General features: G+C 69.7%; 12 protein-coding genes. 4 read left to right on the top strand and 8 right to left on the bottom strand.

Annotated elements, in window-relative coordinates:
* Positions 1-46: 46 nt before the first annotated feature.
* Positions 47-1,453, bottom strand: a complete 1,407-nt coding sequence (locus E0H73_RS03820) for an FAD-dependent oxidoreductase (protein WP_131351258.1) — start codon at positions 1,451-1,453, stop codon at positions 47-49.
* Between the two features lie 173 nt (positions 1,454-1,626).
* Here E0H73_RS03820 and E0H73_RS03815 point away from each other — a divergent pair, with 173 nt between their 5' ends.
* The gene (locus tag E0H73_RS03815; RefSeq protein WP_131351255.1) at positions 1,627-2,808 is read left to right on the top strand and encodes an alpha/beta hydrolase; all 1,182 of its coding nucleotides are present in this window, start codon (positions 1,627-1,629) and stop codon (positions 2,806-2,808) included.
* Here E0H73_RS03815 and E0H73_RS03810 read toward each other — a convergent pair.
* The 7 genes from E0H73_RS03810 to E0H73_RS03780 form a co-directional block, all read right to left on the bottom strand.
* Positions 2,786-3,502: an endonuclease/exonuclease/phosphatase family protein gene (locus tag E0H73_RS03810; RefSeq protein WP_131351252.1), complete on the bottom strand. Its 717-nt coding sequence runs from the start codon at positions 3,500-3,502 to the stop codon at positions 2,786-2,788. The two genes, E0H73_RS03815 and E0H73_RS03810, sit on opposite strands and share 23 nt — an antisense overlap.
* The gene (locus E0H73_RS03805; RefSeq protein ID WP_131351249.1) at positions 3,499-4,632 is read right to left on the bottom strand and encodes an ROK family glucokinase; all 1,134 of its coding nucleotides are present in this window, start codon (positions 4,630-4,632) and stop codon (positions 3,499-3,501) included. The genes E0H73_RS03810 and E0H73_RS03805 overlap by 4 nt, the downstream gene beginning before the upstream one ends.
* A 137-nt stretch (positions 4,633-4,769) precedes the next feature.
* Positions 4,770-5,741: an ROK family glucokinase gene (locus E0H73_RS03800; RefSeq protein WP_131351246.1), complete on the bottom strand. Its 972-nt coding sequence runs from the start codon at positions 5,739-5,741 to the stop codon at positions 4,770-4,772.
* Positions 5,732-6,127, bottom strand: a complete 396-nt coding sequence (locus E0H73_RS03795) for a hypothetical protein (protein WP_131351243.1) — start codon at positions 6,125-6,127, stop codon at positions 5,732-5,734. Before E0H73_RS03795 ends, E0H73_RS03800 begins: the two co-directional genes overlap by 10 nt.
* Entirely contained in the window at positions 6,124-7,452 is a 1,329-nt protein-coding gene (locus E0H73_RS03790; RefSeq protein WP_131351240.1) for an ArsA family ATPase, read from the bottom strand. The genes E0H73_RS03795 and E0H73_RS03790 overlap by 4 nt, the downstream gene beginning before the upstream one ends.
* 4 nt (positions 7,453-7,456) lie before the next feature.
* Positions 7,457-7,891 carry an SRPBCC family protein gene (locus E0H73_RS03785; protein ID WP_131351237.1) on the bottom strand — a complete coding sequence of 145 codons (435 nt, stop codon included), beginning with the start codon at positions 7,889-7,891 and terminating at the stop codon, positions 7,457-7,459.
* A gap of 11 nt (positions 7,892-7,902) precedes the next feature.
* Complete coding sequence (locus E0H73_RS03780) at positions 7,903-8,373, bottom strand: polyketide cyclase / dehydrase and lipid transport (protein WP_131351235.1); 471 nt, start codon at positions 8,371-8,373, stop codon at positions 7,903-7,905.
* A 107-nt stretch (positions 8,374-8,480) separates the two neighbouring features.
* Here E0H73_RS03780 and E0H73_RS03775 point away from each other — a divergent pair, with 107 nt between their 5' ends.
* The 3 genes from E0H73_RS03775 (at position 8,481) to E0H73_RS03765 (ending at position 12,087) form a co-directional block, all read left to right on the top strand.
* Entirely contained in the window at positions 8,481-10,280 is a 1,800-nt protein-coding gene (locus E0H73_RS03775) for an AMP-dependent synthetase/ligase (protein WP_131351232.1), read from the top strand.
* 92 nt (positions 10,281-10,372) lie between these two features.
* On the top strand, positions 10,373-11,305 hold the full coding sequence (locus tag E0H73_RS03770) for an ABC transporter ATP-binding protein (protein WP_131351229.1): 933 nt from the start codon (positions 10,373-10,375) through the stop codon (positions 11,303-11,305).
* Complete coding sequence (locus tag E0H73_RS03765) at positions 11,305-12,087, top strand: ABC transporter permease (protein WP_131351226.1); 783 nt, start codon at positions 11,305-11,307, stop codon at positions 12,085-12,087. The genes E0H73_RS03770 and E0H73_RS03765 overlap by 1 nt, the downstream gene beginning before the upstream one ends.
* Positions 12,088-12,093: the final 6 nt, after the last annotated feature.

The raw sequence follows: 12,093 nt of genomic DNA, 5'->3' as shown, positions 1-12,093 counted from the left end.
TATGTCTAACCCGCCACCCCCATCGAGACCCACCCAGGAGCGGCGGCTACGGGCGGCGCTCGGTGCTCGACAACTCTCGGTCGACGACGAAATCCTTCGGGACGGCGGGCAGCCGGCGCCGGGTCCTCAGCACGCGTGGCATCAGCCGTGGCGAGAACAGGGCTTGCGGCTCGTCGATCAGGTTGAGCACGCGCAGGAACGCGGCACTCACGGTGGGGTCGACAGGAACCGCCGCCAGGACACGGTCGAGGTACTTGTTGACGACCTTGTCCATCCGGGTCTGGGTCGCGCCGACGGTCGTCGGGTACCGCAGGTCCGAACCGGTCGCCAGCATCCATGACCCCTTGACCCGCGTGGCGATCACAGCCTGAGCGCCCTCGAGGGCACGAGGCAGGTCCGCCGATGAGCGGCAATCCTCCAGGATTCCCGTCAGCAGCTCCGCCTCCTTCGCCGCGACCGTCATCCCCTGCCCGTACGACGGGTTGAAGGCGCACAGACTGTCGCCGATCACGAGCAGGCGCCCAGGCATCGCCAGCTTCTCGTAGTGGCGCCGGCGATTCGACGTACGGCGGTAACCCCAGATCGGCGAGGCCGGCTCGGCGACCTCGATGACCTCGGACAGCAGCGAGCTGCGCAGGCTCGCCGCGAAGTCGCGGAACCCCTGCTCGTCGGTCGGCGGGTAGTCCCCACCGCCTCCGATCAGCGTCAGCACCCAGCGGTTCCCCTCGATCGGGAACATGATCCCGCCGCGCGAATGGACCGGCGGAGCGGGCTGGAGATAGACCGCGTTCCAGCGAGCGCTGAACCCAGCAGGGATCTCGAACATCCTGGTCGCGTAGCCGAGGAACGAGTCGATGGTGCTCTCCTCCGGAGCCGCGAAGCCGGCGTCCTCCAGCCACTCGGGAAGCCTCGAGCCGCGGCCGCTCGCATCGACGACCAGATCGGCGGGCAGCTCGGCGGTGGCCCCCGATCGGCGATCGCGCAGCCTCAGCCCGGCCAGCTCGCCCGGCGGCCGAACGTTCAGGCCCGTGACCTCGTGCTCGGTGAAGAAGCGGAGGTTGGTCAGCTTCTCGACGTGGCTGCGTACGGTCCACTCGAGCAGTGCACGGGTCGACGAAACGATCCGCTGGCTCGCCGGGAACGCCTGGCTCCATCGACCCGAGGGCGTCAGCCAGGCCATCTCCGTCGGCAAGCCCAGCGGCACCGCACCCGCGGCGATCAGGTCGTTCCCGACGCCGGGCAACAGGCGCTCGACGACCTCCATCCCGCCGGCCCAGAACGCGTGCAGATGGCGCGTCTGTGGCACCCCCTTGCGAACCTCCGGGCCGTCGGGCAGCCGGTCCCGCTCGATGATGGTGACCTGGTCGAATCGGTCGCTCAGCACCCGTGCGGTCAGGATGCCGGCCATACTGCCGCCGATGACCACAGCGTGGCCCAGTCGGTCGTCGTTCATGGTGAACTCCCCCTTGGATGGAACGGGGGCGGCCACCCCTAGCCGCCACCCGTCGGATCACGGTCCCAACCCACGCGCCCGCAAGTCCTGAAGAAGATCTGCAGAGATCCCGAGATCCACTGCGGTCCACGCCGCGGCCGGATCGTGGCAGACTCGATCGGAGGGGCTCGACCATGTATCGCTTCCGCGACTGCGAAGTGGATCCCCGCGGTTTCATGCTCCGGCGGGGCGGCGATCAGGTGCGCGTCGAGCGCCAGGTGTTCGGGGTCCTGGTCCACCTGATCGAGCACCGGGACCGCGTCGTACCCAAGGTCGAGCTTCTCGACGCGGTCTGGGGGAACCGCTTCGTCAGTGAGTCCGCGTTGACCAGCCGGCTGAAGGACGCGCGCCGCGCGGTCGGCGACGACGGACACCGGCAGGAAGTGATCGCGACGGTGCACGGGGTCGGCTACCGCTTCGTCGCCGCGGTCGAGGTGATGGGCGATCCGGCCCTGCCGGCGACTCCGGGGACGCGGATGGTCCAGGAGATCCACTACTGCGACTCCCCCGACGGCGCGCGGCTCGCCTTCGCGGTCTGTGGCGAGGGCCCTCCTCTGGTGAAGGCCGCGAACTGGCTCACGCACCTGGACCACGAATGGAGCAGCGTCATCTGGCGGCACTGGATCCAGTGGCTCGCCGGTGCCCACTACCTGGTCCGGTACGACGAACGCGGCTGCGGACTGTCGGACTGGGACGTGTCCGAGTTCGGTCTCGACGCGTGGGTCGAGGATCTCGAGCTGGTGGCCGACTCCGCGGGCGTGGACCGGTTCCCCTTGCTCGGTGTCTCGCAGGGCGGCGCGGTGGCGATCGAGTACGCCGTACGGCACCCGGACCGGGTCAGTCGGCTCGTTCTGGTCGGTGCCTACTCGCGCGGCCGCCTCGCCCGTGCGACGTCCGATGAGGAGCGGCAGGAGGCGTCCCTCGACCTGGCGCTGGGACGAGTGAGTTGGCGACGTGACGATGCGGCGTTCCGGCAGGTGTTCGCCAGTCAGTTCCTGCCGGACGCGCCGCGGGAGACGTGGGACGCGTTCAACGAGCTGCAGCGGGCGACCACGTCGGTGGCGAACGTCGTACGGTTCCTGGACGCGTTCGCACACATCGATGTCTCGGCCGTCGCGCCGAGCGTTCGCTGTCCGACCCTGATCGTGCATGCACGGCGTGACATCCGGGTGCCCGAGTCGCAGGCGCACGAACTGGCCAAGCTCATCCCGGGGAGCCGGCTGGTGTTCCTGGACAGCGGCAACCACATCATCACCGAGCACGAAGCCGCCTGGCCGGTGCTGGTGAGCGAGGTCAACCGGTTCCTGGCGAACTGAGCTCGATCAGCATCGGGAGATGGTCCGAGGCAGCAGGGAGGTCGGGGCGAGCCACGGCGGGGATCGGGACGATGCGGGCGGCGAGGGTAGGACTCGCGTGAGCCCCGTCGATGCGCTTGTGGGGGTTGGAGGAGCTGTACGTAGGGCCGGCGTCGGCGCCGAGGTCGGTGAGGCCTTCGGTGGCGAGTCGTTTCCAGACCGGGCCGTCGGGTTCTTCGTTGAGGTCGCCGGCGAGGAGGTACGGGAGGTTGAAGGAGCGGCAGCCTCGCAGGACCTGTTCGAGTTCGTGCTGGCGGCCGCGGATGTGCAGGCCGAGGTGGCAGACGATCAGGGCCAGGTCGGTGGAGCCGAGAGTGACGCGGCCGCCGACGGCACCGCCGGGGAGTTGGGTGGCGATCAGGTTCAGGCGACGCCGTACGAACGGGCGCCAGATCCGCCAGTGCAGCGGTTCCACCAGATCGGTGCTGTCGGCAACCAGGATCGCGTTCCGGGCCGACGCGGCGACGTACCGCATGCCGAAGCTCGCCGCCATCGCACGCCGCTTCTGCCGGGTCCCCCACCAGGTCGGCGCTTCCTGCACCAGCATCACGTCCGGCGCACATGCCTTCACGACCCGAGCGAGCGCAGCCCGGTCGTCACCCCACCGATGCACGTTGTACGACAGCACCCGCAGCAGAGGCGGGCCTTCGCTCATGCTTCAGGGTCGCCGTTCAGGTCGGCGTGCTGGAGGTCGGGGTCGGCGCGCATTCCGGTACGTCGGGCGGCCGACTTGCGTGCTGCCCGTTCGAGCCGCGTCGAGCGACTCCGGGCCGCTGCTGTCTTCGCAGTCACGGCGGTCGTCTTCACCCGGACCCGGCGCAACCAGGTCGCCTCTTCCCGGGCGAGGTCGGCGGCACCGACCAGGCCGGCCTCCGGGCCAAGCACGGCACGCACGATCCGCGCCTCCGGCCGGAAACCGCGACCGGTCAGCGTCCGCTTGAACGCCTCGCGGGCCGGCGCCAGCAGCAGCTCACCCGCGTCCGACACACCGCCACCGATCACGAACGTGCCCGGATCCAGCGCGGCGGCCAGGTTGGCCAGCCCGATCCCGAGCCACCGCCCGACGTCCTCGAGCAGCTCGACCGCGACCGGATCGCCGTCCTTGGCCAGCTCTGTCACCATCGGGCCGTTGATCTTGCGCGGATCGCCACCGGCCGCGCGCAGCAGGTTGTGTGCCACCGGCGAACCCGACAGCGCCAGCTCCCGCGCCTCCCGGGTCAGCGCGTTGCCGGACGCGTACTGCTCCCAGCAGCCGCGGTTGCCGCACTCGCACCGATGCCCGCCCGGCACGACCTGCATGTGCCCGAACTCGCCCGCGATGCCGAACTTCCCGCGCTGCAGCGCACCGTCGTTCAGGATCGCGCCGCCGATGCCGGTGCCGAGCGTGACACAGACCAGATGGCTCTCACCCTGTCCGCCGCCGAACCGCCACTCCGACCAGGCCGCGGCGTTCGCGTCGTTCTCGACCACGACCGGCAGCCCGAGCCTGCGCTCGACCGCGTCCCGCAGCGGCTCGTGCCGCCAGGCCAGGTGCGGTGCGAACAGCACCGACGACCGGGTCCCGTCGACGAACCCGGCGGCGCCGATGCCGACCGCGATCACGTCGTGCCGGGACTCCAGGTCGCGGACGATCTCCGCGATCGCGTCCTCGGTCTCCTTCGGATCGGTCGTCGGCGTGTCCCGCCGCAACCGGTCCAGGATGTTGGCCTCCGGGTCGACGACCCCGGCGGCGACCTTGGTCCCGCCGATGTCGATCCCGATCGTCAAAGCCTGCGTCAGAGCCACTGCCCGACCCTCCTCGCCGTACCCCCAGCCCCCGCCGGACTAGGTCGTGTCTGCTGGTCACGCGCCGTAGCGAGTGCCGCGCAGTAGGCGCGGGACCAGCAGACACGACCTGACTCCAGTATCCCGCGTGGTCCGGATCACCGGGTTTTCTCCGCGGGTGGGGCGGGGCGACGGGCCAGGTCGGCGGCGCCGATCAGGCCGGCGTCGTTGCCCAGTTCGGCCAGCCCGAACGACGGGTGCGGCCGGTTGGCCTTGGCCGGGAGGTTCCGCTCGAAGGCGACCTGGGCGGACTTCATCAGCAGGTCCTTCGCCGCGCTCACGCCACCCCCGATCACGATCGTGGTCGGGTCGAACATGGTCGCGAGACTCGCCAGGCCCTCGCCCAGCCACCGGCCGAGGTCCTCCAGCAGTTCGACCGCACACGGATCGCCGGCCGCGGCGGCCTCGGTGATCATCGGCCCGGTCAGCTGGGCCGGGTCGGAGATGCCGCACTCGGTCAGCATCTGCATCGCCGCCAGCGAACCGGCCTCCGCCTGCGCGCGCCCCTCACGGACCAGCGCACGCCCGGACGCGTACTGCTCCAAGCATCCACGCGCTCCACACCCACACCGATGCCCACCCGGTACGACGCGCATGTGGCCGAGCTCGGCCGCCACGCCATAGGCACCGCGCAGCAACTCGCCGCCGATGACGACCCCGCCGCCGATCCCGGTGCCGATGGTGAGGCAGAGCATGTGCTCGACGTCCTTCGCGGCACCGAAGGCGAACTCGCCCCAGGCCGCCGCGTTCGCGTCGTTCTCGACCACGACCGGGATCTTCAACTGCTCCGCGACCCGGGTCCCGAGCGGCTCGTCCCGCCAGGCGAGGTTCGGCGCGAACAGCACCGTCGACCGGTCCGAGGAAACGAACCCCGCGGCACCGATCCCGACCGCCTCCACGTCGTGTGCGGCGATCAGTTCGGCCGCGGCATCGCAGATCGCCGCCGCGGTGTCGTCGACCGAGTCCGCCGGGGTGTCGCGATTCGCGCGGGCACCGATCGTGCCGTCCGCGTCGACGACGCCTGCTGCGATCTTCGTTCCGCCGACATCGATGCCGATGGTCAGTCCCATGGTTCGGGGTCCTCACTCACGTCGATCCGGTCGACCGTCGGCCGGCTCGGCTCGTCCTCCTGCTTGGGGGAACGCGATGCTGCGTCCTCCTGGGCCTGCCGGGCTGCCGCAGCGGCTGCCTCCAGCAACGATCGCACCGAGCCGAGCACGTGCGCGGCCGCAGTGGACAGCTGCTCGATCGTCTCCGGGCTGGTGTTCCGCACCTTGTGGATCAGCTGGCACACCGGGCACCAGACGCAGTCCGGACCGAGCTTGTGCTGATGCTCTTCATCGGCAGCTGGTGTCTGTTCGGAATGCTTCGTCGCATCCACATCGGCAGCATGCTGCAGTACGGCGAACAGCTTGGCCGCCTCCTCGGCGAGGCTACCGACCGGCTCCTTGGTCAACGGCCCTCCCCGATCGCTGCCTCGCGCGCTCGCTGCTGCGAGAGCTGCTCGTGGTACTCCGCTGTCAGACCCTGCGCCAACTCCTGCGCGGACTCCAGCGGCCCACTCCCGCTCGGCACCTCGCCGGACGGCACCGGACGAGCCGACTCGCGCGGAGCGAACCGCACCTGCAGCCGTCCTTCGTCCAGTCGCGCACCCGCGACCACTCCACGCGCGAGCGCGGCCGGAAGCGGCAGCACGCGCCGGTACGACCCGACCGTGATGATCAGCTCGTCGCCGTGCCGGGCCAGCTCCAGCTCGCTCGCGGAGGCCAGCGGCAACGGCATCGTCAGCGTGTACGTGCGGCCGTCGGTGTCGATGTGCCGGTCCACCCACAGCGAGGTCTCGTCCGTGGCCCGGGCGAACGGGTCGTCCCCGCCGTACATCTCGACCGCGAAGGCGGCCAGCTCCTCGACGCCCACCGGCTCACAGACCCGGTACGGCGATTCCCAGATCGGCAACGGCCGGAACGAGTCGGCGACCTCCTCGAGGATGCCGCGTTGCGCGGCGACCCACTGACGTCGCCAGGTGTCCGCGCCCGCGGCCGGGAACACGCGGTTCGCCACCACGCCGTCCACGCGGTAGCCGTACAGCGAGAGGCGGGTCAGCGAACGCCGCGCCTCGGCGACGACCACGGCCTCCGGCGTGAGCACGAGCCGCACCGACGCGTCCGGGCCGGCCAGCAACGTGCGGATGTCCGACAGGTCGCTCTGCAATCGCCGTAGCGCGTCGAAGACCGTGTCGTCCGGCACCGGGATGCCCGACGGACGACTCAGGAACGGCCGGAAGGTCCGCATCACCTTGCGCTCGGCGTTGAAGATGCGGCCCATGTACCAGTTCAGTGCCTCGGGCAACGCCAGCAAACGGAGTGTCTCGGCGGTCGGCGCGCAGTCGACGACGATCACGTCCCAGCGTCCGGACCGGAAGTGGTCGCGCACCTCGAGCAGTGCGAGCACCTCCTCGGCGCCGGGCAGCACGGTCAGCTCCTCGGCCTCCATCGGGTCGACCCCGACCATGTTCAGCACCGAGCGCAGGTACGCCTGGATGTCGCCCCAGGACCGCTCGAACCGCCGCTGGGCGTCGATCTGCTGGACGAACAGCAAGTCGTCGACCTCGGTCGGCTCACCGCCGACCTCGCAGTCGAACGCGTCCGACAGCGAGTGCGCGGCATCCGTCGACAGCACCAGCGTGCGCAGCCCGCGCAGCGCGGCGAGCGTGGCCGTTCCCGCGGCGGAGGTCGTCTTGCCTACGCCACCTTTACCTGTGTACAGCAGAACCCGAGTCACGGACTTACGACTCGACGCGCTTCTTGAGGCCCTTCAGGGCGGTGTCGATGATGACCTTCTCGGCCTTGCGCTTCAGCATGCCGATCATCGGGATCGCCACGTCGACGGCGAGCCGGTACGTCACCTCGGTCCCCTCCCCGCCGCCCAGGTCGCGCAGCACATAGGCGCCGTCCATCCCCTTCACCATCTTGGCCTGCACCAGCGTCCAGGTCACCTCGTTGCGGGACCATGTGTACGCCAGCGTGTACTCGTCCGAGATCGCCCCGGCGTCGACCCGGAAGCGTACCTGCTTCGGCCGGCCCGCCTCGTCGGTGGACAGTACCTCGGTCTCCCGCATCGAGTCGGCCCATTCCGGGTACGCCGCGAAGTCCGCGATCACCGCCATGATCTGCTTCGGGGTCGCGTTCACCACGATGGTCGAGGTGGTCTGTTCCGCCATTGATACACCTCTTAACTGCCAGGGCTGGTGGTGCGGGAACCGGTGGGACGAGTACTGCGAGGACGGCCGGGTGCGGTGTCCTCACCGGAGACTATCGCGGGATCGGATCCGGGACGGTGCTCGCCCGCCGCGCGGCCTGCCTCGGCTTCGTCCTTGAACCGCCACATCCGCTCGCGGTACGCCGCGACGTACCGCTCGCGCAGCCTGTCCAGGGCCCGGCCGCGGACCGGCCGGCGCGGATCGACACGCAGGTACCAATGCACCACGACCCCGTCGCGGACCGGCTCCAGCCACCACTCCGCCGTACCGATGGCCGCGCCGGTCACCGACCAGCGCACGCCCTCCAGACCGCGTCGCTCGGACGGGGTCAGGTTCAGATCCGGCCACCACTCGCGCCAGAGGGTGTCCGAACCGAGTCGCTCGGCGACGTAGGCTGGATCAGCAACGACCAGGTCGTCGCAACTGAGGTCGAGCGTGGGCATTGCTGCGGGCACCTGTTCCTTGGGTCACATGAACCTGGCTACTTATGGGTAGGTGACTGTAGCGTGCGCCGGAAGTCGACAATTCGTGACCGACTGAGGAGACGCGGATGCGTGAGTACACCGTTCCTGCTGTGACCGAGCCACCCACCGGGAGCCTGAGCGACCCCGTCTGGGCGAACGCGTCCTCCCATCCTGACACCGCTGTGTTCAGCCGGCGGGTCGGGTCGGACTCAGGGGGCGGGTGGCTCGACGTCTCCGCGGCCGAGTTCGCCCGCCAGGTGACCGGGGTCGCGAAGGGCCTGATCGCGGCCGGCGTGAAGCACGGCGACCGGGTCGCCCTGCTCAGCGCCACGCGGTACGAGTGGACCCTGATCGACTACGCGATCTGGACCATCGGCGCGGTCACGGTGCCGATCTACGAGACCTCGTCGGCGTCGCAGGTGCAGTGGATCCTGACCGATTCCGACGCGGTCGTCGCGATCACCGAGAACGCCGCCCACGGCGCGGTGGTCGAGTCCGCCCGGCCGGAAGCGCCGCATTTGCAGGAGGTCTGGCAGATCGAGGCCGGTGCGGTCGACGAGTTGACCGTGCTCGGCCAGGAGATCAGCGACTCCGAGTTCGACAAGCGCCGTTCGGCGGTCGTGCCGAGTGACCTGGCCACGCTCATCTACACCTCCGGTACGACGGGCCGTCCGAAGGGCTGCAAGATCAGCCACTCGAACTTCATCGACGAGCTCGGCCCGGCGGTGAAGATCCTGGACGGCCTGTTCGACGTCAACGGTGCGAGCACGCTGCTGTTCCTGCCGCTGGCCCACGTGTTCGCCCGGATCATCCAGGTCGGGTGCGTGATGAAGATGGTCAAGGTCGGCCACACCGCCGACGTGAAGAACCTGGTCCCCGACCTCGGCGAGTTCAGGCCGACGTTCATCCTGAGCGTGCCGCGGGTGTTCGAGAAGGTGTTCAACTCGGCCAGCCAGAAGGCGCATGCCGACGGCAAGGGCAAGATCTTCGACGCCGCCGCGGACACCGCGATCGCGTACTCGCAGGCGCAGGACAAGGGCGGTGCGTCGTTCGGGCTGAAGGCCAAGCACGCGCTGTTCGACCGACTCGTCTACAGCAAGCTCCGCAACGTCCTCGGCGGCCAGGTCCAGTACGCCGTCTCCGGCGGCGCGCCACTGGGTGACCGGCTCGGCCACTTCTTCCGCGGCATCGGCGTACCGGTGCTGGAGGGCTACGGCCTGACCGAGACCACCGCCGCCGTGGCGGTGAACCTGCCTGACGACATCCGCATCGGGACCGTCGGCCGGCCGCTGCCCGGCGTGTCGGTTGGCGTCGCGGACGACGGCGAGCTGCTGTTCAAGGGCGGCCAGGTGATGCAGGGCTACTGGAAGAACGACGAGGCGACCGCCGCCGCGATCGACGCGGACGGCTGGTTCCACACCGGCGACCTGGGTGAGTTCGACGTCGACGGCTTCATCAAGATCACCGGCCGGAAGAAGGAGATCCTGGTCACCGCGGGCGGCAAGAACGTCGCGCCGACGGTGCTGGAGGACCAGATCCGGCTGCACCCGCTGGTCAGTCAGTGCATGGTCGTCGGCGACGGCAAGCCGTTCATCGCGGCGCTGATCACGATCGACCCGGAGACGATCGTGCCGTGGGCAACCGAACGCGGGAAGCCCACCGACGTGGCGTCGCTGACCGCCGACGAGGACCTGATCGCCGAGATCCAGAAGGCCGTCGACGAGGCCAACGGCTCGGTCTCCAAGGCCGAGGGCATCAAGAAGTTCCACATCCTCGAGACCGACTGGACCCAGGAGAGCGGCGAGCTGTCCCTGAAGCTCTCACTCCGCCGCCACATCGTGATGAAGAACCACGAGTCCGACGTCGAGGCCCTCTACACCAAGTAGGTGGCGTACCCCCGGCATCAGCCGATTGGTTGATGCCGGGTCGATCTTGATGGGCGATGTGGGCTGGGTGGGTCGTCCGCGAGGCTCGGTGTATGACCACGGCGAGTACGAGAACGACGGCCCGCGGGGCTGTCGTCGAAGTCAGTAATCTGCGCAAGTCCTACGGCGACCGGACCGTCGTCGACGGTGTGTCGTTCACCGTCGAGGAGGGCGAGATCTTCGGGATCCTCGGCCCGAACGGTGCCGGGAAGACGACCACGGTCGAGTCCATCGAAGGTCTGCGGGTCCCCGACGCGGGCCGGATCCGGGTCGCCGGTCTTGACCCGGTCGCCGACCACGCGGCGGTGACCCAGGTCCTCGGCGCCCAGCTCCAGGAGAGCGAGCTGCAGGCCAAGCTCACCGTACGCGAGGCCCTCGAGCTGTACGCCGCTCTGTACCCGAACCCGGCCGACTGGCGGCCGCTGGCCGAACGCCTCGGCCTGACCGCTCAGCTGAAGACCCGGTTCGGCGTCCTCAGCGGCGGCCAGAAGCAGCGCCTGTTCATCGCGCTCGCGCTGATCGGCAACCCCAGGGTGGTCGTCCTCGACGAGCTGACGACCGGGCTCGACCCGCGCGCCCGCCGCGACACCTGGGAGATCGTCGAGGACGTCCGCGCGCGCGGCGTCACCGTCCTCCTGGTCACGCACTTCATGGAGGAAGCGCAGCGACTGTGCGACCGGATCGCCCTGATCGACAAGGGCCGCATCACCGCGCTCGACACCCCGCGCGGCCTGATCAGCCGGACGGCCGGATCGACCGTCATTTCGTTCACACCGTCGGCACCGCTCGACGAGGAGGAGCTCGCCGCACTGCCGGCGCTGGCTTCCGTCGAGTACAAGGACGACCGGATCACCCTCGGCGGAACCGACGACACCGTCACCGCGTTGCTCACGCTGCTCGCCCGGCACCGCATCACCGCGCACCAGCTCAGGGTCACCGACGCCACGCTGGACGACGCCTTCCTCGACCTGACCGGAGCTGCATGATGACCACCGCCACCGTTCCGGCCGCGACTCCTCGCGGCACCGCCTCTCCCTTCGCCGCCGTACTGCGTACCGAGGCCCGGCTGTTCCGGCGTGAGCCCGGCATCCTCTTCTGGACCCTTGGCTTCCCACCCGTGCTGCTGGTGATCCTGGGCAGCATCCCGTCGTTCCGGAAGGTCGACCCCGGTCTCGGCGGTCTCCGGCTGATCGACCTGTACGTGCCCATCCTCGTCCTGGTCGCCCTGATCGTGACCGGCCTGCAGACGATGCCACCGGTCATCACCGGCTATCGCGAGCGCGGCATCCTGCGCCGGATGTCGGCGACCCCGGTCCGCCCGTCCGCCCTGCTGATCGCGCAGATGGGACTGAACGGCGCCACCGCACTGGTGTCGGCGCTGGTCTGCCTCACGATCGGCCGACTCGCCTTCGACGTGAAGCTTCCACAGCAGGCGTTCGGGTACGCACTCGCTCTACTGCTCACCGCCGCCGTCGCGCTGGCCATCGGTGCACTGGTGACCGCACTGGCCCGTACGGCGAAGGTCGCCAGCGCGATCGGCTCGGCGGTGTTCTTCCCGAGCATGTTCTGCGCCGGAGTCTGGCTGCCTGTACAGAACATGCCGAATGTCCTCCGGCACATCGTCGAGGCGACCCCCTTCGGAGCGGCGGCCCGTGCGCTGGGCCAGGCCGCCGCCGGTGACTGGCCGGCGTGGTCGCACCTCGGCGTACTCGCCGCCTGGGCGGTCGTGCTCTCGGCGGCCGCCATCCGCTGGTTCCGCTGGGAGTAGGAGACT

Origin of the sequence: Kribbella pittospori, from assembly GCF_004331465.1 — a bacterium.
Taxonomy (GTDB): domain Bacteria; phylum Actinomycetota; class Actinomycetes; order Propionibacteriales; family Kribbellaceae; genus Kribbella; species Kribbella pittospori.
Note: the sequence above shows the minus strand (reverse complement) of the source record. Positions and strands in the feature narration are given on the sequence as shown.